Raw genomic sequence first — 20,541 nt, 5'->3', positions numbered from 1 at the left:
CGTGACGCGCTGAGGAAAGAACAAAATCGACGCATTCTAAAACCGGAATTATGCGACAACTATCTTGACACGTACCGGTTCAAGAAATACTCCTTAAGCATAGCACTAGAAAAATATAAAACCATTTCCCACAACAAACTTTCAGGACAACTAGAAATGGATTTTATAAATTCCATAATTTTAGGAAAGCATATTAAAACAAAGAATGAATATCGAAAAAAACTTAGTATATTATTCAATGCACTTGATCATCGTTTGAAATCTGATGTTCCAAACTTCGCTATCAAGCTCAAAGCATCTTTGGATTAGTCACTTCAATATTGCTGATATTCATCTGTATTCATGATGTTAATTGACGCCGCTAAAAATGGCGCGGGGTCAGGTCCGCCATTCCGACACAGCCTCAGCTGTGCAGAAACCGAAAAGGCTGAGATCACATATAAATAGCGGATCTGACAACGGCCTTAGAAATGGCCAAGGCTAGATCGTGTACGAATGACGGACCTGAACCCAACTTCCCTATTGATAGATTTATTCTTGCGCTTGGAATTGATCACTGAAGCAAGCCCTCTGATAGTCGAAAACCGGAACAGGGAGAGATGTTTCGCACAAATAAAAAGTTGACAAATTACCACCATATCCGTAAACTGACTGCGCGATTAGGTCTATTAAGGGACATGCATGCACATTACAAATCAAAAAGAACTCTTTAACGTTGCATATGTCCACGCAATGGCTGCGCAAGCGGGGTTGAATCACGGCTCATTGACTGTCGACGATGACAGCCTTGATTTAATCATCGCAGGGAAGGGGTTCGGGAAAGCTGGCGGGATACGGAACCCGCAGCTGCACCTACAACTAAAGTGCACCTCGCAGAATCTCATTTCGGGTGAGGAAATTAAATTTCCCCTGTCAATGAAGAACTATAACGACTTGCGTGCCACCAATGTCGTTGCGCCCAGCTATTTGGTGGTGATGATCGTACCTGAAGATGTGAATGCTTGGACTTCACATGATAACAACAACATGATACTCAATCATTGCTGCTACTGGGTTTCACTGAAAGGTTTGCCGGCCTCCAGCAACAAAGACAAGGTTTTAGTCAATGTCCCGTTGTCGCAACGTTTAACGCCAAATGCTTTGCATCAACTGATGACACTCGCAAGCGAAAGGGGTGTCGTATGAACGCGGTGCAATTACAACAGAAATTGGCGCATATTCCACTTAACAATATTCGTTCCTACCTAACGACGGCTGGCTGGATTCACCAAGCCACAATAAAAAATGTCGCATCCATTTGGCACAGGGGCGAGCCAGACCATGCCGAGGCTGAAATACTATTGCCAGAACATCACGATCTGCGCGATTACTGGCAACGGCTGATGGATGTGATTTCGAACCTTGCCAAATTCGAGCGAAAATCTCCAGATCGCATGTTGATGGAGTTGAAGCTCTATTTATGTGATTTAGTCAGCATTCGAGTAGTGCACAACGACGTAGAAGACGGAAGTATACCGTTACTTGATGGAATTATGTTGCATGAGCGCGGTCGTGATCTGATGATCGCTGCAGCCGTAACCACGGTTTCCAAACGCCGTAATTTCTCAGGTAGCCGCCCGTCGGAAGCCAACGAGTATCTGTCGACGCTGCGTCTAGGGCAGACTTCCGTGGGCAGTTACATTGTGAACATTATCGCGCCAGTAGTCAGGCCATCTAGTTCCCAGAGTGACATAATCGACAGCCCATTTAGCAGGGTTGTGACGACAAACTTGGTCGAAGGACTAAACGCACTATTAACGGTCGTTCAGGAAATAGACGGGGATAAACCGTACAGCATTTGGGATGCTGCAATTTCAAAAGGCGCGAGTGCAAATATGTGTGAAGCACTTATCGGCCTGAGCGGACAGCGACGTAATCGAGAGGTCAACGTGTCGGTCGAATTGTCGAAAGACGTCCAGTATGGCAATGATCGAACTCTGAAATTTACTTTTTCGCCACATCACGTGCAAATACTCCGAGAAGTTGCTGAATACTATAGAGATAAGTACGTCAGAAATGGTTACATCCTCCGTGGCTACGTTAAGAAATTGAATCGAGATCGTGACAGTGACCAAGGAATGATCACTGTTATGGCGAGTGTGGCTGGAGTCGACAAAAATATTGAATTTGAACTAAGCGGGGCCGATTATAAAGAAGCCATCCATGCACATGACAACAGGGAACTTGTAGCTTGTATGGGTGATCTTAACGTTAGGCCGCGCAAAGTAAAGTTGCTGAATCCAGTGAACTTCAAGATTGTAGGGAGTGGCAAGCTGTTTCCGAGATAACGCCGAAGCGAAGGTCAGGTCCGCCATTCCGACACAGCCTCAGCTGCGCAAAGACCGGAAAAGGCTGAGATCACATGTAAATGGCGGATCTAACACCGGCGTTGGAGATGACCAAGGCTGAGATCGTGTACGAATGACGGATCTGACCCCGGCTTCAGTGATGCATCCAATTCAATCCATGCTTAATTTCAACAAATCGATTGGTGGTGGAACGTGTTACTATTGCCCACAGGGCAAACATGAGCAGAACATATACGCTGTTATGATCAATGGCGTTCCGTGTACAGCTTAACGTGTTCGACAAGTAAGTCTCCCAGAACTTTACCAAGGGTCACCGGTACTGCATTACCTATAAGTCTTCCTACTTTGGCAAAACTTACCGCTTCCTCATCCGGAATGAATGAATAGGACCGAGGAAAACCCTGCAACATAGCAGCCTCCCTCAAACTAATTGCCCTATCTTGCTCGGGGTGCCCAAATCGACCATTTCCATACCCAAAACACTGAGTAGTTATGGTCGGCCCCGGAGCATCCCACTTCATTCGTCCGTAAACGGACGGATATGTAGCTCCAGACTCCTTAACGTGACAAGATGAACGCAAGTCATCTGGCCAATCTCGCCAAGTCCCACCAGGTAGAGAATGCTGAATTCTCTTCAAATTAGTCGAACTCAATTTGCTCGCCCTATGAAGTCGATCATAGGGATCATGTGCACCAGCGGCAATAGCTGGTAGGTTTCCGATTACAGACTTAGTAGTCTTTTTCGGAAGAGCAAACTCAGGAATCGATATTGGACCAAGTTTTGATGCGATAAGAACCAAGCGCTTGCGAGTCTGAGGAAGTCCGATATTGCTGCACTCTACAATTTTCCAATCTACAAAATACCCTTCGAGCCCATCAAGAAATTCTTTGAAAACGGGCTGCAATGCAAGTGGAGGAACATTTTCCATTGTTATCAAGTCTGGTTGTGTACTCCGAATTAACTTCCCGAAATATTCTACTAAACGCCATTCTTCGCTACGCGCCTCACCGGCACCAATTCCGTGCTTTTGTTTAGCAGCACGCGAATAAGTGGAAAAGGGCTGGCAAGGAGCACAACCAGCCAGCAGCGTAAACTTTGCACCGGCGAATACGTTTTCAACAACTGAACCATCCAAAGTTGCCACATCGGCTTGAAGAAATTTTGCTTTAGAATTTTTCTCGATTGGATGAGCGCACGCTGGATCAATATCTATGCCTAACTTAACATTAATACCAGCACGTTCTAGCCCGTACGTCAGGCCACCTGCGCCGCAAAAAAGGTCAACCGCGACAATTCTTTCAGATTTCAGCATTAGTTTACAACCGCCATATAATGTTTCTCATCTACAAATTTTTGAAATGCAGTAACAGCAAATTCCATATAATCCAGTGTCACGTTTGCAAGCTCTTCAATACCAGACAAACTCATATCATTTGCACCATCCTCAAATGATCGGCGGCCATGAGCAATTGCATTCCTCCGGTCCGCCAAGAATTCCAGCGGAGATTTATCACGATAAATAGGACTCTTTTGTATTTTAATAGCCATTTCTGGCGTAAGATCGAAACTAACGTTTAAACGCTTAGAAAACTGAAATATCAACTTATCCGACCAAGTTCCTGATGGCTTCTTAAACTGCAGGTTTCCTAAAGGTTCTGCCTTCAAAAGCTTAAGGGCGGCGCTATGGACCACACCAAGTCGAGTCTCTTCGGTGCCTTCCAAACTAAGTGCTGCACTAAAGCGAAGCCATTCCTTTAAGGTAGTAGCAGACCACTTCTCAGGCGGCGCGCTTTTCACGGCACTACCGACCTCATCAAGTGTTCTACTCATCAGAGCTTCAACAACATTATACAAATGAACAATGAGTCCGGACTTCATAGTCAACAAATGGCGAGCAGTGAGCGCGGTCTCCCCAATAGATACAGGCTCGCCAGCCAAAATACGACCTTCCATTGATTGCGCCAGTGCGAGATGAAAATTGAAGTCATCTTTTCGCTCCGATAATGTTGTCAGAAGTGTAGTCATGCGTCTGTCAGGATAGAAATTACTAAGTCGATTCGACCTTCCAATTTGGAGCGGACATTTGCGCCATCTGAAACCACTAACTCATCAAAATCCAACTGCTCCATACGGGCGGAAACATATCTTGCCTCTACCTGTAATTCTGGATGATCTCGCAGAACAAGTGCTGAACCTACTGCTATTGCTTCAAACCGAACACGAGGAATTGTATTGGCAGTTGCCGACTTGCGAAAACCAAATTCAAAAGTATTCCGGACGAACGAGAGCATACGAAGAAACTCCTCGCGCATTGCATCAATAATTTCAGGTGCTTGCCCAGCATCAGCATTCGCGCCTTTGAGATAATCGTATAGAAACTTCTTTGGTCGATCCCGATAATCAGGAAATCTGCCATCTGGTGTATTATTCTTATTAAGATACGCAAAAAATCTGGTTATTAGTTCTTCACGTTCTCGCTGGCTAATTGCCTTGCTACTTAGCGGGGCCATTTCTATGAAAAACGGGTCTTCTGCCAATTGGGTTATTAACTCAGTCACAGGACCGGGTAGTGATCCTCGCCGAATTTCGGCTTCATTTGCCGTCGTCCCCATACGGTTGATACGAGCAAACATCTCGGCGCGAGTTGCTGGGTCAGTGTTCGTATCAAGGATAATCGTTCGAATTGTTATATCTTCAAGCTTATTTTTCCTGTCATTTTGGAGATCATCAAACGTGAATCCATTCAGTTCTGGTATTAGTACTAAATCTTGTAAGCATAAATTTTCTTTTATGAATGACCGCATAGCACGCATACGTTGCGAACCGTCAACAATTTCCATTCGACCATCTTCGGTTTGGTAAAAAAACATGAAGGGAATAGGGAGCCCTACAATTAAAGACTCTATGAATTGCGCTTTTTGGGTATCGCTCCACGCAAGGTTGCGCTGATATTCTGGCACAAAATAGCGGTCATTCGTATCATTGGAAAAACGTCCCACATACATAGACACCGGATATTCTGCAATGGTAAATTTAACTTGGCGAGCCACCATAGATACTGCCGATTCGGCGTCCCTTTTTTGTTGGTCGCTTGGTGCAACTCTACGCGCTCTTGCCATAATATATTTCCCTGAATTAGATCGCTACAAATTAAAAATCAATACGATATGTTGATGCAACAGATGTTTTTAAAGCACCTTAAACTAACCAAAAATCTAAGAATTATACAGTATTTGCCTTGACAACAAGCATGGCCGCCGGGCGTATCGCATTCTTTAATGCTATCGACTTCGCACCTTCATAGCTCTAACAAGATGGTGGTGAATTAATAACACTAACCGAAGCGGGGGTCAGGTCCGCCATTCAGACACGAACTGATGCGAAGGACGCCGTAGAAGCAAGCTCAGTCGAAACCTGATTAGAACCACAAACGCGCGCCCATGGCGCGCGGGGCTGCCGCGCAGCGGCAGCAGGTGGAGGATTCGGGGCGGGCTGGGCAGATACGCCCAGCCCTTCGAATCTCACACGCAGGGCGCGCAGGCGCCCTGCTCGCTTCCGCCAGGAAATAAAAAAAGCCACCCGAGGGTGGCTAGTTTTTTATTTCCTGGCGGAAGCGGTGAGATTCGAACTCACGAACAGTTTAACCCGTCGCTAGTTTTCAAGACTAGTGCCTTCAACCACTCGGCCACGCTTCCAGAGCCTGCATTATACATAAAGCTTGCGGGCTTACCAATGGCTGCGCTGAAGATGGCGCGATTGTTGCCGGGATGTTTACAAGTTCCAGTTCAGCCGCAACACGCGCTCGAAGTCTTCCGCCGCCAGCGGGCGCGAGAACAGGTAGCCTTGCACTTCGTCGCAGCCCGAACTCTTCAGGAAGGCCATCTGCTCGGCCGTTTCCACGCCTTCCGCGATCACCTTGTGGTGCAGTTGCTGGGCGATGCTGATGATGGTGGTGGCAATCGCGCAGTCGCTGGCGTCCGACGGAATGCCGGTGGTGAAGGATCGGTCGATCTTTAATGTGTCGATCGGGAAGCGTTTCAGGTACGACAGGCTGGAATAGCCGGTGCCGAAGTCGTCCAGCGATAGCGCCACGCCCAGCGCGGTGATGCGGTCCATGATGCCGATCACGCGCTCGATGTTGTGCATCAGGGTGCTTTCGGTGATTTCCAGTTCCAGCCAGGCCGCTTCCAGGCCGTAGCGTTCCAGCATGGCCGCGACTCGTGTCGGCAGGGCCGAAGTGAATTCGCGGGCGGATACGTTCACCGCAATGCGGATCGGTGGCAGGCCGGCCTGTTTCCATGCTTGCGCCTGGGCGCAGGCCGCTTCCAGTACCCATTCGCCCACTTGCACCACCAGGCCGGTCGATTCGGCCAAAGGGATGAAGTCGGCGGGCGGGATCATGCCGTGCACGGGGTGGCGCCAGCGGACCAGGGCTTCGGCGCCGATCATGCGGCCGCTGCCGAGCTCGTATTTCGGCTGGTAGTGCAGCAGCAATTGGTGTTCGGCCAGGGCGTGGCGCAGGCCGGTTTCCAGGCGCATGCGCGCTTGCATGCCCAGGTTCATGTCCTGGCTGTAGAAGGCCACGCTTTCGGCGTCGCCGCCGCCGTCCTGCTTGGCGCGGTACATGGCGATGTCGGCCAGGCGCAGCAGGGTTTCGGCGTCGTGGCCGTCTTGCGGGTAGACGCTGATGCCGATGCTGGCGCCCACACGCAGGTCGTGGCCTTCGATCAGGAAGGGTTCCACCAGCGAGGCCAGCAACTTTTGCGCCACCGTGCTCGCTTCGAAATGCTGGCTGATGTCGAACAGGCCGACGGCGAATTCATCGCCGCTCAGGCGGGCCACCAGGTCCTGGTCGCGCAGTACCTGGCGGAAACGCACGGAGACCTGGCGCAGCAGTTCGTCGCCGACGCGCCGGCCCAAGGTGTCGTTGATCAGCTTGAAACGGTTCAGGTCGATGAACAGCATGCAGCCGAGCATCTTGCTGCGCTGGGCCACGGAGAGGGCCTGGTCCACCAGCTTGGTCAGCAGGGTGCGGTTCGGCAGGCTGGTCAGCGCGTCGTAATAGGCCAGGTGGTGCAGCCGCTCTTCGGCCAGCTTGCGTTCGGTGATGTCGGTCAGGTAGGCGATCAGGCCGACCGGGCGCTCGTCCAAATCGCGCAGCGGCGACAGCGACAGGCTGGCCCAGAAGATCTCGCCGGATTTTTTGCGGCGCCGCACTTCCATCAGGCGCCCGCCCTGCTCCAGGAAGGCGTCGTGGAAACCGGTGTCTTCGTCGTCATATAAAAACAGGATGTTGCGCCCTACCGCTTCCACCGACGAGTAGCCGAACAGCCGTTCGGCGCCCTTGTTCCAGCTGGTGATGTAGCCGGTCAGGTCCATCGTCAGCACCGATTCGTGCAGCTGGTCGAGGATCTGCGTCTGCTGTGCCAGCAGGGCTTCCACCTGCGCAAACGCGTGCGTGGAGCGTTGCGCCAGGGAATGCACCTGCAGCACGCCGGCCGTCAATGACGCCAGGCTGGACAGCTGGCGGCGGTCGGTGTCGTCATAGCGATGCTTGCCGGCCACCCGGTAGTGGCCGAAGCAATGGCCGTCGAAACTGATTTCCTGCAGCAGTCCTGAGTCCGCATGGGCGATCAGCGTGTCGCCGCTGGCCGACGGCAGGAACTCGCCGTGCGCGCTGGCCATCACGCTGCCGGCGATGCGGCCCAGTTCCGTCACCAGGGCCGCGCCGCGCAGGCGTACCACGGCGTCGCACAGGGCGGCGCTGTCGCTGAGAGAGTCCGACACCGGCAGCATGGTCATGCTAGATGTTCCGGCTGACCGTGATGGCCCACTGGTAGGCTTGCAGCAGGCTGCGCCAATATGTTTCACCGTCGATGCCGGCGCGCGCCAGGCTGGCGGCTGGCGGCGTGGTACCGCTTTCGGCCAGCGCCAGCATGGCGCCCAGTTCGCCGCTGCGGTCCAGCAAGGCGCCGCTGACGGCCAGGTCCAGGTTCAGGGTGGCGATAATGTCGGGCATGTCCATGCCCAGCAAGGTGTCGAGCAGGGAAAACACGCCGGTCATGAAGGCCAGGTCCTGCGCCGCGCGGTCGCCGCCGCGCAACTGGCACAGCGACTCCATCTGCGCCGCGCGCACGGCCGCCAGCGGCAGCAGCGGATTGATCTTGCCATCGTCCTGCTGGCGCGCATACAGCAGCAATTGCAGCCAGCGCTGCAGCTGGCGCCGGCCCAGCAGGGTGATGGCCTGGTTGAAACTGGTGATGGGGGCCGTGAAACCGAAGGCGGCCGAGTTGACCAGTTTGAGCAAATGATAGGCCAGCGCCGGGTCCTGCTTGAGCGGCACTTCCAGTTCCTGCACGTCGGCGTCGCGCGCCAGCAGGCCCAGCAGCGCCAGCAGGCGGCGGCGCGAAGTGCCCTCTTCCGCTTCGCTGTGGCGGCGCGCGCTGCGCAGCGCATAGTCGCCGGCAAACCAGCTGGCGCCCAGCGCCGTCACGGCGGCCAGGCTGTCGGCATCGGCAATATTGTAGGCCAGGTGGGGACCGGGCAAGCTCATCAGTTGATGCAGGCCCGGCAGTTCGCCGGCCGCATCGATGCCCAGCGCGCGCGCGTCGACATACGCTGCCGTGACGGGACCGGCGCCCGGGCCGTCGAGCACGATGCGGTAGCCGGCTTCGCGCCACTGCAAGCAGGTTTTCTGGACTTGTTTATTCGCGGCCACGGCGGCGGGCAAACGGAAGATGGTGCGCTGTGGCACGAGGTGCGGCAGGAGCTGGGACAGCAAGGCTTCGTCCGCGCCATGCGGGTCGCTGACGGGAATGATGCAATCGAGCGGCGCCAGGTGGGCGTAGACATCGGCCACCGCCAGCGCGGCCAGCAGTGCGCCCGTTTGCTGCGGAACATGAAAGCTGACCGCCACCCATTCGTTATGCGCGTTGGCAACTGCTTGTAATCCCACCAAAGGAAACAGGTTTGATTCAGACGTTGACATCGATCATCTCGTAGGGGGTAAGGCAAAAATAGTCAATAAACCTGGTATCGCCGGCAAGCTGGCCAAAGCGGGCATGACAGTTCGACAGCAAGAATCATTCTATCCGAATCTCACGCGCACAACAGTTTAATATTGGCAATAAATGTTCAAAAAAAACATTCCACCAAGAAACTAACCTCGCACGTCCACGGCGCCCGTCACGCCGCGCCGGCATCGAATTGCGCGTGCTCGACCGCGTATTTGATCAGTTCGGCCTGTCCTTCGATGCCCAGCTTGCGCTTGATGTTCAGGCGGTGGGTCTCCACCGTGCGCACGCTCAGGTCCAGGTCGCGCGCGATCTGCTTGTTCGACTGGCCGCCCGCGATATGCTGCAGCACCTGCTGTTCGCGCAGGGTCAAAAAAGTGTCTTGCACTTGCGGGCGTGACAGCTGCCTGGCCAGCGCCGCGCTGTAATAAATACCGCCGGACATCACCGTCTCGATGGCGAAGACGATATCCTTGCCGGGCGCATCTTTCAGCACGTAGCCGCGCGCGCCGGCGGCAATCGCCTGCGACACGTATTCGAGCTTGTCGTGCATGGACAGGATCAGCACGGCGATCTGCGGAAACGCCTGCTTGAACAGGCCGGTCGCTTCGATGCCATTGGTGCCGCGCATATTGATGTCCATCAGCACCAGGTCCACCTGGTGCGCGCGCGCCTGCTGCAGCGCTTCGTCCGCGCCGCCGGCCTCGGCCACCACGTCGAAATGCGGCACCGCCTCCAGGCGCGCGCGCAAGCCGTCGCGCACCAGCGGATGGTCGTCGACCAGCAAAATGCGTATGGTTTCAGTCATGAGTCTGTTCAGTCATCGTTGTGGATTGAAGGGCAGGCGCGCCAGCACCACCGTGCCGCCGGGCGCCGAGGCGATATGCAGGCTGCCGCCGATGGCTTCCATGCGTTCCGTCATGTTGCGCAGGCCGATGCCGCGCTGCGGGTGCAGGGCGATGCCGTCGGCGTCGAAACCACCGCCATTGTCCTCGATGCGCAGCTCGACCACGCCATGTGCTTCGCGCAGGCCGACCAGCACTTCGCTGGCGTTGGCATGGCGCTCGCTGTTGGTCAGCGCTTCCTGGGCGATACGGAACAGCACCGTATTGACCATGTCGGGCAAGCCTTCGCCAGCACCGGCCGGGCTGGCCGCAAAGCTGGCCTGGGCGCTGCTGCTGTCATTGTATTCGTGCACCAGGTGGTCGAGCGCGGCGCCCAGGCCCAGGTCGTCGAGGATGGCCGGGCGCAGGTTGTGCGAAATGCGGCGCACTTCGCCCAGCACCTTGTTCAGCTGCTCGGCGGCCCGTTCGAACGTGGCCGGCGCACGGGCTTGCTGCTCCGCATTGCCGGCCAGGCGCGCGATGCCGGCCTCGATCTGCAGCTTGATCGACACCAGCCACTGGCTGATGCCGTCATGCAGATCGCGCGACAGCCGCGCCCGCTCCTCTTCCTGCGACTCGACCACCCGCTGCGCCAGCACTTTCAGCTTGGCGTCGGCCACGCGCAGTTCGCGGATATTGAGCACCAGGCCGCAGCCGGCCACCACCAGCGCACCGAGAATGGCAATGGCCGCGATCCACAGCATGGTCGAGCGGATATTGGCGAACTGCTGGGCGCCGACCTTGGCCAGCGCCTGGTCCACATCGTCCATATAGATGCCGGTGCCCATCATCCAGCCCCATTCCGGCATCAGGATCACATAGCCCAGCTTGGGCGCCGACTTATTGCTGGACGGCTTGACCCAGTTGTAGCGCTCGAAGCCGCCGCCGTTGCGGGCGCGCTGCAGCAGGCGCTGGATGGTGAGATTGCCGTCCGCGTCGCGCAGCTCCCACAAATTCTGCCCCACCAGCTCGGGCTGGCGCGGATGCATCAGCGAATTGCCTTGCAAATCGTAGATAAAGAAATAGCCGTCGTCGCCATAGCTGAGCGCGGCCAGGATGCGCTTGGCCTCCTCTTGCGTGGCGGCATCCTTGCGGCCCGACTTGACCAGCTTGGCAATCGAGTGGCTGGCCAGGGTCACATAGTGCCGCAGTTCCGACTCCTTGCTGGCCAGGTAGGCCTGCTCGATGGTGGCGCGCTGCTGCTCGGCCAGGATCAAGGCCTGGTGGCGCACGGCAAAGGCGATCGCGCACATGGCCAGGATCAGCGGCGTGATGGCCAGGAAGATGACTTTCTGTCGTAGTTTCATGACCTGGCGCAATGGTGGTGGATGGTAGTGGATTGAAGCGTCGAGACTGCGATTTTACGCGGCTGCCTGCCGCCCGGCCTGCGTAGTAATACTGAGCGTTACTGCGTAGTGCTGCGCTTGCCAGCATTATACGGTTGGTGAATACTCGGCATAAGCTGCGCATACTGAACAAACTGGCAACGACCAGGGCACGACAGGGTAACCAATACAGGGTGCAGCGCCCGTCAAATTTCTGGAGGAAGCATGAACCGCATTTTCAAACAGCTCGGCTGGGCAGCGCTTGCGCTGGCCGGCGCGGCGTCACTGGGCGTGGTCGCCCTGCAACGCGGCGAACCGATCAGCGCCATCTGGATCGTGATCGCCGCCGTCTGCGTCTATCTGATCGCCTACCGTTTCTACAGCCTGTTTATCGCCGACAAGGTCCTCGGCCTGGACGCGCGCCGCATGACCCCGGCCTTCAAGCACAACGATGGCCTGGACCACGTTCCCACCAATAAATACGTGCTGTTTGGCCACCATTTCGCGGCGATTGCCGGCGCCGGCCCGCTGGTCGGCCCGGTGCTGGCCGCGCAAATGGGCTACCTGCCCGGCATGCTGTGGATCCTGGCCGGCGTGGTGTTTGCCGGCGCGGTGCAGGACTTTATCGTGCTGTTCATTTCCATGCGCCGCGACGGCCGCTCGCTGGGCGACCTGATCAAGGCCGAGCTGGGCGAGATTCCCGGCATGATCGCCCTCTTGGGTTGCTTCATGATCATGGTGATTATTTTGGCCGTGCTGGCCCTGATCGTCGTCAAGGCCCTGACCGGCTCGCCATGGGGCAGCTTTACCGTGATGGCGACGATACCGATCGCCCTGTTCATGGGCGTGTACTCGCGCTTTATCCGCGTGGGCCGTATCGGCGAAGTGTCGATCATCGGTTTCATCTTGCTGATGCTGGCCATTATCGGCGGCCAGTATGTGCAGGAACACGCCGTGCTGGGCGCCATGTTCACCTTTACGGGCACCGAGCTGACCTGGATGCTGATCGGCTATGGCTTTGTCGCTTCCGTGCTGCCCGTGTGGCTGCTGCTGGCGCCGCGCGATTACCTGTCCACTTTCCTGAAAATCGGCACCATCGTCGGCCTGGCGGTCGGCATCATCGTCGTCGCGCCTTACCTGAAAATGCCGGCCATGACCAAGTTCATCGACGGCTCCGGCCCGGTCTGGTCGGGCAATCTGTTCCCCTTCCTGTTCATCACGATTGCTTGCGGCGCCGTGTCCGGCTTCCATGCCCTGATTTCGTCGGGCACCACGCCGAAGATGATTGAAAACGAAAGCCATGCCCGCTTTATCGGCTATGGCGCCATGCTGATGGAATCGTTTGTCGCCATCATGGCCCTGGTGGCCGCCTCGACCATCGAGCCGGGCATCTATTTCGCCATGAACAGCCCGGCCGCGCTGATCGGCACCACCGCCGAGTCGGCCGCGCAGGCGATCTCGCAATGGGGCTTTTATGTGACGCCTGAAATGCTGACGCAAACGGCCAAGGACGTGGGCGAGCACACCATTATCTCGCGCGCCGGCGGCGCACCGACCCTGGCGGTCGGCATGGCGCAGATTCTGTCCGGCGCCATCGGCGGCAAGGCCATGATGGCGTTCTGGTACCACTTCGCCATCCTGTTCGAAGCGCTGTTCATCCTGACCGCCGTCGACGCGGGCACCCGCGCCGGCCGCTTCATGCTGCAGGACTTGCTGGGCAGTTTCGTGCCAGCGCTGAAACAGACGGAAAACGTGATCGCCAACCTGCTGGCCACGGGCCTGTGCGTGGCGGCCTGGGGCTACTTCCTGTACCAGGGCGTGGTCGATCCGCTGGGCGGCATCAACACCTTGTGGCCGCTGTTCGGCATCGCCAACCAGATGCTGGCGGCGATTGCGCTGATCCTCGGTACCTGCGTGCTGTTCAAGATGAAGCGCGGCCAGTACGCATGGGTAACGATTACGCCCACCATCTGGCTGCTGCTGTGCACCCTGACGGCCGGCTGGCAAAAGATTTTCGACGCCAATCCGCGCGTCGGTTTCCTGGCCCATGCCGACAAGTACTCGGCGGCGCTCGATGCGGGTCAGTTGCTGGCGCCGGCCAAGTCGGTGGCGCAGATGCAGCAGATCATCTTCAACGACTACCTGGACGCGGGCCTGGCCGGCTTCTTCGTGATCGTGGTGATCAGCGTGCTGTTCTTCGGCATCCGCACCATCCTGAAGGCGCGCGCCGACAGCAAGCCCAGCACCAGGGAAACGCCGTACCAGGCCATGCCGACGGTGCCATAATGATCGATGAAATCCTCAAGGCAGGCCGCTATCTCGGGCAAAGCATGCGGCTGATGTGCGGCCTGCCCGAGTACGATACCTATGTGGCGCACCGGGAAATCACCCATCCCGGCGAGCCGATGATGACGTACGAGGAATTCTTCCGCGAACGCCAGGAAGCGCGCTACGGCGGCGCTGGCAAGCGCGGCGGTTGTTGCTGATCTCTTCCCTGGACCGTAGGTCGGATTAGCGAACGCGTAATCCGACATCACCACCGGCTCAAGACAACGATGTTGTCGGGTTACGCGCTGCGCGCCTCGGCGGCCCCGCTAACCCGACCTACGTCTTTTTATTTGGTTCCCCTCCCCTCTGTCCCCTTCCCTATCTTTAGACCCACATCAACATCCGGGTCAGCCATCACGCTTATATTTTTCCCATGGGAATTAATTAAAAAATAGCAATATCGCCCGGAGGATGTCCGTCCCATGTTCAACTTTCAACGCGCCAGCATCAGCCAGAAACTGACCATGATCTCGGTGTTGTCCTCCGGCAGTGCGCTGCTGCTGGTGTTCGTGGCGTTTGCCGCCACGGCCGTGCTCAGCCACAAGGAAGACGAGAGCCGCCAGTTGCTGTCGCTGGCCGGCGTGATCGGCGCGGCCGGCGCGGCGCCCATGCTCGCTGGCAAGACTGGCCAGGCGCAGCAGTTGCTGGCCGCCCTGCAGGCGCGCGACGAGATCGTGCAGGCGGCCCTGTATGACCGCCGCGGCAAGGTGTTTGCCGTGTATCGCGCCGCGCAGCCACGGCTGGAAAGCGCACCGGCCGAGGCGATGGCGCCGGAGCGTTTGTCCGAACTGCTGGCCGCGCCCGTGACGCCCGGTGCGCGCGCCGCGCTGGCGCGCTCGATGCGGCTGTACCGCCCCGTGCTGCACCACGACGAAGTGGTCGGCGCGATCATGATCGAAACCGATCTGTACCAGATGTGGCGCGATATCGTGCGCCACTTGGGCGCCATCAGCGGCGCCACCATGCTGTCGTTCCTGGTGGCGCTGATACTGGCCGGGCGCTTCAAGAGCCTGATCGCCGAGCCGATTACCAAGCTGATCGATACTGCAAAAAAAGTGTCGAGCAGCCAGACCTACAGCCACCGCATCGCCCACCAGCGCAGCGACGAGCTGGGCGTGCTGATCGACAGCTTCAACGACATGCTGGCGCAGATCGACAGCCGCGACAGCACCCTGGCCAGTTACCGCGACCAGCTCGAACGCCAGGTAAGCGTGCGCACCGAGCAGCTGGAAAAGGCCAAGGATGCGGCCGAGGCCGCCAGCCAGGCGAAAAGCGCGTTTCTCGCCACCATGAGCCATGAAATCCGCACCCCCATGAATGGCGTGCTGGGCATGACGGAATTGCTGCTGGCCAGCGCGCTCACGCCCCAGCAGCGCCACTACACCAGCATGGTACAGCGGTCCGGGCAGAATCTGCTGGTGATCATCAACGACATCCTCGACTTTTCCAAGATCGAGGCGGGCAAGCTCAGCGTCGAATATATCCGCTTCAATTTCCGCGAGCTGCTCGACGATATAGAACATGTGTTCACGCCGCAGGCGGAAGCGAAAAATATCCGCCTGGAATTCGATATCGCCAACGATATTCCGATCGCCATCTGCGGCGACCCGAACCGCCTGCGCCAGATTATCGTCAACCTGCTGGGCAACGCCATCAAGTTCACCGAAACCGGCAAGGTCACGGTCAAGGTGGAAGTGTGCCGCGAAGACAACCCCAGCGTGGGCCTGCGCTTCGAGGTACACGACACGGGCATCGGCGTGTCCAGCGAGGCGCGCTCGCGCATCTTCGATTCGTTTTCGCAGGCCGATGGTTCCACCACGCGCAAGCATGGCGGCACCGGCCTGGGCCTCACCATCTCGAAGCAGCTGGTGGAGCTGATGGGCGGGAAAATCGGTGTCGATAATGCTTTAACGCAAGGCTCCATCTTCTGGTTCGACGTAAATTTCGATAAGCGGCGCGTCGACAGCGACGATCCATCTTTCAATCTGAACACCACGCGAGGAATACGCGCCTTGATCGTCGATCACACACCCGCCAGCCGCGCCGTGCTTGAACGCCAGATGGCCAGCTGGCACATCGCCAGCGACAGCGCCAGCTCGGCCGGCGACTGCCTGGCCCGGCTGCGCGCCGCGGTCGATGCCGGCCAGCCCTACACGGTGGTACTGCTCGACATGGAGTTGCCACGCACCAGCGGCCTGGCGCTGGCCGCCACCATCAAGAGCGACCCGCAGCTGGCCGAACTGAAACTGCTGCTGCTCAGTACCGAACGGGGCGCGGCCGACCCGGTCCAGCGGCGCGAAGCGGGGGTCGCCTTCCAGCTGATCAAGCCGGCGCGCGAATGCGATCTGTTCGACTGCATCGTCACCGCGCCGCGCGCCAGCGAAAGCCTGCGCATCCATCCGCCGCATGCTGCCCGGCAAACTAGCCGCCGGCAACGGCGCCGCGTGCTGCTGGCCGAAGACAATCCCGTCAATGTCGAAGTGGCGCTGGCCATGCTCGACAGCCTGGGGCTGGACGTGGTGTGCGCCCACAACGGCGAGGAAGCGCTGCACGCGGCCCGCGCCGAAGAGTTCGACCTGGTGCTGATGGATTGCCAGATGCCGGTGATGGACGGCTTTGCGGCCACCGCGGAAATCCGCCGCCATGAACAGCACGCCAGCCACGCGCGCATGCTGCCGATCGTGGCGATCACCGCCAACGCGCTGCAGGGCGATCGCGAATCGTGCCTGGCGGCCGGCATGGATGATTACCTGAGCAAACCTTTTACCCAGCAGGAACTGGCCAACACCCTGGCGCGCTGGATCGCCCTGCCGCGTGCGGCCACCGTGCACCATGCGGACGAGGTCATCGATACACCGCCAGCCAGGCCGCAAGCGGTGAGCTTGCCTGCGGTGGAACCGTCGGCCGAACTGAATCTGCAGGCGCTGGACAATATCCGCGCCCTGTCCGGCACGGGAGGTGAGGTTTTGCTGGAAAAAGTCATCAACGCATTTACCGGCGACACGCCGCGCCAGCTGGCCAGCTTGCGGGTGGCGATTGCCGCGCAGGATACCGAGGCCATGCGCAGGGTGGCGCACAGCCTCAAGTCCGGCAGCGCCAACGTCGGCGCCGACGCGCTGGCGCTGCAGTGCAAGGAGATGGAAAAACTGGGTCGCGCCGGCAGCACCGACGGCGCGGCCAGGCTGCTGCACAGCATGGATCAGCAATTCCTGGCGGTGCGCGACGCCTTGGGCAGACTCCTCGTGAAGGAACATTGACATGACAGCGCCTATCTCTCCCAAACGCGGCCTGGTGCTGGTGGCCGACGACGACCCCGTGATGCGCCTGCTGATGCGGCAAATGCTGACGCAAGTGGGCCTGGACGTGATCGAAGCCGAAGACGGCGTGCAGGCGCTGGCCAGCTACAAGCTCAAGGGTCCCGACCTGGTCATGCTCGACGTCGACATGCCGGCCATGGACGGCTTTGGCGTGTGCCGCGAAATCCGCCGCCAGGAAGGCAATGTCACCGTGCCCATCATCATGGTCACCGGCGGCGACGAAATCGAGGCCGTCACGCACGCCTATGAGGTGGGCGCCACCGATTTCATTTCCAAGCCGATCAACTGGCCGATCCTGGGCCACCGCGTGCTCTACGTGCTGCGCGCCAGCGACGCCATCGCCCGCCTGCGCATTGCCGACGCGCACAACCGCGCCGTGCTGGCGGCGATTCCCGACACCTTCTTTCGCCTGAACCGCGACGGCTATTATCTCGACTACGAACAGGGCCACGACGCCAGCGCCGGCTTTTCCATCGAGAACTGCGTCGGCAGCCATATCAGCGATGTGCTGCCGGCGGAAATCGCCGCGCGCCTGGTCGACCAGATGCACAAGGTGCTGGCGACCCAGCATATCCGCTCGGTCGACTACACGCTCACGCATGCCGACAGCACGCGCCACTTCGAGGCGCGGCTGGTGTCGACCGGCCCCGACGAAGTGCTGGGCCTGGTGCGCGATATCAGCGAACGCAAGCGCACGGAAGAACAGATACGGCGCCTGGCCTATTGCGACAGCCTGACGGGCATCCCGAACCGGCAGGCATTCCTGGAAACCCTGGAACGCGAGCTGGTGCGGTCGAAAGAGCACGACAAGAAATTTGCCGTGCTGTTCATGGATCTCGATGCCTTCAAGCGCGTCAATGACACCCTGGGCCATGACGTCGGCGACCATCTGCTGAAAATCGTCTCGGAACGGCTGCGCGAAACCATTCGCCCCAGCGACCTGGTGCTGCGCGCCGAGCATGAACTCGACGGCCAGTCGGGCGGCAGCAACCTGGCGCGCCTCGGCGGCGACGAATTCACCATCCTGATCCCCGACCTGGAGCGGGTGGAAGACGCGCTGAACGTGGCGCACCGGGTCAAGGAAGCCATGCGCCGGCCCTTCATGATCGCCACGCATGAAATCTTCGTCACCGCCAGCATCGGCATTTCGCTGTATCCGGAAGACGGCGAAGACTGCAATTCCCTGCTGAAATATGCCGACACCGCCATGTACCACGCCAAGAGCTGCGGCAAGAACAACGCCAAGCTCTACAGTTCTTCGCTGACGATGGAAATCATGAGCCACGTCAAGATGGAAGTGGGCCTGAGGAAAGCCCTGCAAAACAACGAGCTGTACTTGCTGTACCAGCCGCAGATCGACGTGCCCACCACCCAGATCGTCGGCGTGGAAGCGCTGGTGCGCTGGCGCCATCCGGAACGGGGCATTATCTCGCCCACCGAATTCATCCCGCTGGCCGAGGAAACCGGGCTGATCGTGCCGATCGGCGAATGGGTGCTGCGCACCGCCTGCAGCCAGGCCAAGGCGTGGCAGCGTGGCGGCCAGCAGGCGATACGGATGGCGGTCAACCTGTCGGCCAAGCAGTTCAAGGATGAAAACCTGATGCAGATCGTGCTGTCGGCGCTGGCCGATACGGGCCTGGACGCGCGCCTGCTGGAACTGGAATTGACGGAAGGCACGCTGATGGATGACGCGCTCGCCACCATGGTGACCCTGGAGCAACTGCGCGGCATCGGCGTCTACCTGTCGATCGACGACTTCGGCACCGGCTATTCGTCGATGAATTACCTGAAACGCTTCGACGTGCGGGCCTTGAAGATCGACCGCAGCTTTATCGCCGGCCTGCCGCAGGATGCGGAAAACGCGGCCATCACGCGCGCCATCATCGCCATGGCGCATGGCCTGAAAATGGTGGTGGTGGCCGAAGGCGTGGAAACGGACGAGCAGTTGCTGATGCTGGAAGAGTACGGCTGCGACATGGCCCAGGGCTACTTTCTGGGCCACCCGTCGCCGCACGATGCGATCTCGGCCATGCTGGCCCGGCAGGCGCACCCGCCCGCCAGCACGGCTGGCGTTACAAGACTTCGAAGACGAGGAGTTGCGTGACTTGCTGGGGGTTGAAATTATCGTCCGACACCATCACCAGGCTGCGCCGGCCATTGGCCAGGCGCGGCCCCCAGGCGATGCCTTCCAGGTTGTCCACGCGCGGCAAACCGATCTTTTCCAGGTCCAGCAGCAGGCGCTTGCGCGCCGGCACGTACCGCGCCCCTTTCAGTGCCGGCAGGTCCTTGATATCGGTGGCGCCGGCCACATCCATTTCATAGAGACGCACATGATTCGCATACAGGCCGTCGGCATCCTCCACGCCGGCCCGTTCCACGATCAGCAGGCGGTGGTCATCGATGGCCAGGATTTCCGACACGCCATTGTCGGCATTGCGCCCCGGCGCCGGCGTGGATGCGATCGGCTCGATATCATACGCGTATTGCGCCAGCACCTTGCCTGCACGGTCCAGTTGGGTGATGCGCACCACGGAGCCGCGCTCGGGCGTGGCCAGCGGGCCGTCCTGGTAGATAGGCGCTTCCATGCCCAGCCACAGGCTGTTGCCATCGGCTGAGAACGACAGCCCTTCGAAGGTCATGTTGTTGCGCGAACCGAGTTCCTGCTGGCTGACCTTGAACATGGGGGGCGTGGGCAAGGTCGCCAGAAACCGGCCGTCGCGGCTGGCGTGCGCGACAAACGGATCGAGGCCCACCTTGCGGTTGCCTTCGCTGCCATACCAGAGGCTGCCATCGACCGGATCGACACGGATGGTTTCGATATCGGGTACCTGGTCGCCACGGTCAAGCCTGGCGTGCGCCAGGTTCGGGTAATTGCCGCCAGCGGCCTGCTTGAAGAAATGCACGCTGTTCAGGGTCACGCCGGAAAAACCGTTGCTGTCGTAGTTCAGGCTGGCGCGGTAGAAACGGGCTGGATTGAATTCCGAGCGGTCATCGCTTTCCAGCACCCAGTCGCCGCTGGCCGCATCGTAGTCGATGCCGGACAGGCCGCCGACCAGGGTGCCATTGAACGGCTGCTTCAAGGCGATGCGCTGTTCGCCGATCAGGCGCAGGCTGGTGATAGGACTGTCGGCGGAGACCGTGGCGCAGGCGGAGAGCAATACGATGGCCGATGCCACGGCGGAAATGGCGCGCAAGGGGAGAAAATTCACGATATTCCTAAGTGCGTAGGTCGAATTAGCGTGGCGTAGCCACGCGTAATCCGACAACATTGTTGGCGGTAAATGTCGGATTACGCGCCATGCGCTAATCCGACCTACCATTTCGT

Annotated in this window: 15 protein-coding genes and 1 tRNA gene; 7 read left to right on the top strand and 9 right to left on the bottom strand. The window is 58.4% G+C overall.

The window, feature by feature from the left end; genetic code table 11:
* The 3 genes from ACP7B7_RS23980 to ACP7B7_RS23970 form a co-directional block, all read left to right on the top strand.
* On the top strand, positions 1-309 hold a 309-nt coding region (locus tag ACP7B7_RS23980), incomplete at its 5' end, for a hypothetical protein (RefSeq protein ID WP_426078367.1).
* Between the two features lie 372 nt (positions 310-681).
* On the top strand, positions 682-1,185 hold the full coding sequence (locus tag ACP7B7_RS23975; protein ID WP_426078366.1) for a DUF4365 domain-containing protein: 504 nt from the start codon (positions 682-684) through the stop codon (positions 1,183-1,185).
* On the top strand, positions 1,182-2,327 hold the full coding sequence (locus ACP7B7_RS23970) for a hypothetical protein (RefSeq protein ID WP_426078365.1): 1,146 nt from the start codon (positions 1,182-1,184) through the stop codon (positions 2,325-2,327). Before ACP7B7_RS23975 ends, ACP7B7_RS23970 begins: the two co-directional genes overlap by 4 nt.
* A gap of 266 nt (positions 2,328-2,593) precedes the next feature.
* On the opposite strand, the gene ACP7B7_RS23965 is transcribed toward ACP7B7_RS23970, so the two are convergent.
* The 8 genes from ACP7B7_RS23965 to ACP7B7_RS23930 all read right to left on the bottom strand — a co-directional run bounded on the left by ACP7B7_RS23965 (position 2,594) and on the right by ACP7B7_RS23930 (position 11,553).
* A complete protein-coding gene (locus ACP7B7_RS23965) occupies positions 2,594-3,661 on the bottom strand; it encodes a DNA cytosine methyltransferase (RefSeq protein WP_426078363.1) in 1,068 nt (355 codons plus the stop codon).
* Positions 3,661-4,374, bottom strand: a complete 714-nt coding sequence (locus ACP7B7_RS23960) for an MAE_28990/MAE_18760 family HEPN-like nuclease (protein WP_426078362.1) — start codon at positions 4,372-4,374, stop codon at positions 3,661-3,663. The genes ACP7B7_RS23965 and ACP7B7_RS23960 overlap by 1 nt, the downstream gene beginning before the upstream one ends.
* Positions 4,371-5,468: a DUF262 domain-containing protein gene (locus ACP7B7_RS23955; RefSeq protein ID WP_426078361.1), complete on the bottom strand. Its 1,098-nt coding sequence runs from the start codon at positions 5,466-5,468 to the stop codon at positions 4,371-4,373. The genes ACP7B7_RS23960 and ACP7B7_RS23955 overlap by 4 nt, the downstream gene beginning before the upstream one ends.
* A gap of 486 nt (positions 5,469-5,954) precedes the next feature.
* Positions 5,955-6,044 (bottom strand) — tRNA-Ser (locus ACP7B7_RS23950).
* A gap of 76 nt (positions 6,045-6,120) precedes the next feature.
* Complete coding sequence (locus ACP7B7_RS23945) at positions 6,121-8,151, bottom strand: putative bifunctional diguanylate cyclase/phosphodiesterase (protein ID WP_426078360.1); 2,031 nt, start codon at positions 8,149-8,151, stop codon at positions 6,121-6,123.
* 1 nt (position 8,152) lies between these two features.
* Complete coding sequence (locus ACP7B7_RS23940; protein WP_426078359.1) at positions 8,153-9,337, bottom strand: EAL and HDOD domain-containing protein; 1,185 nt, start codon at positions 9,335-9,337, stop codon at positions 8,153-8,155.
* Positions 9,338-9,534: 197 nt separating this feature from the next.
* The gene (locus tag ACP7B7_RS23935; protein ID WP_308922345.1) at positions 9,535-10,170 is read right to left on the bottom strand and encodes a response regulator transcription factor; all 636 of its coding nucleotides are present in this window, start codon (positions 10,168-10,170) and stop codon (positions 9,535-9,537) included.
* 12 nt (positions 10,171-10,182) lie between these two features.
* A complete protein-coding gene (locus tag ACP7B7_RS23930) occupies positions 10,183-11,553 on the bottom strand; it encodes a cache domain-containing protein (RefSeq protein WP_426078358.1) in 1,371 nt (456 codons plus the stop codon).
* A 243-nt stretch (positions 11,554-11,796) separates the two neighbouring features.
* Between ACP7B7_RS23930 and ACP7B7_RS23925 the strand changes: the two genes are divergently transcribed.
* The 4 genes from ACP7B7_RS23925 (at position 11,797) to ACP7B7_RS23910 (ending at position 19,320) form a co-directional block, all read left to right on the top strand.
* Complete coding sequence (locus tag ACP7B7_RS23925; protein WP_308922347.1) at positions 11,797-13,857, top strand: carbon starvation CstA family protein; 2,061 nt, start codon at positions 11,797-11,799, stop codon at positions 13,855-13,857.
* The gene (locus ACP7B7_RS23920) at positions 13,857-14,057 is read left to right on the top strand and encodes a YbdD/YjiX family protein (RefSeq protein ID WP_308922348.1); all 201 of its coding nucleotides are present in this window, start codon (positions 13,857-13,859) and stop codon (positions 14,055-14,057) included. The genes ACP7B7_RS23925 and ACP7B7_RS23920 overlap by 1 nt, the downstream gene beginning before the upstream one ends.
* A 264-nt stretch (positions 14,058-14,321) precedes the next feature.
* Complete coding sequence (locus tag ACP7B7_RS23915; protein WP_426078357.1) at positions 14,322-17,156, top strand: response regulator; 2,835 nt, start codon at positions 14,322-14,324, stop codon at positions 17,154-17,156.
* 1 nt (position 17,157) lies between these two features.
* Positions 17,158-19,320: a putative bifunctional diguanylate cyclase/phosphodiesterase gene (locus ACP7B7_RS23910; protein WP_426078355.1), complete on the top strand. Its 2,163-nt coding sequence runs from the start codon at positions 17,158-17,160 to the stop codon at positions 19,318-19,320.
* Here ACP7B7_RS23910 and ACP7B7_RS23905 read toward each other — a convergent pair.
* Positions 19,289-20,425: an esterase-like activity of phytase family protein gene (locus ACP7B7_RS23905; RefSeq protein ID WP_308922351.1), complete on the bottom strand. Its 1,137-nt coding sequence runs from the start codon at positions 20,423-20,425 to the stop codon at positions 19,289-19,291. The genes ACP7B7_RS23910 and ACP7B7_RS23905 overlap by 32 nt on opposite strands.
* Between the last annotated feature and the right edge of the window lie 116 nt (positions 20,426-20,541).

It is taken from the genome of Janthinobacterium sp. PSPC3-1, from assembly GCF_049896105.1.
GTDB lineage: Bacteria > Pseudomonadota > Gammaproteobacteria > Burkholderiales > Burkholderiaceae_D > Janthinobacterium.
This window is presented reverse-complemented; position numbering and strand designations above follow the sequence as displayed.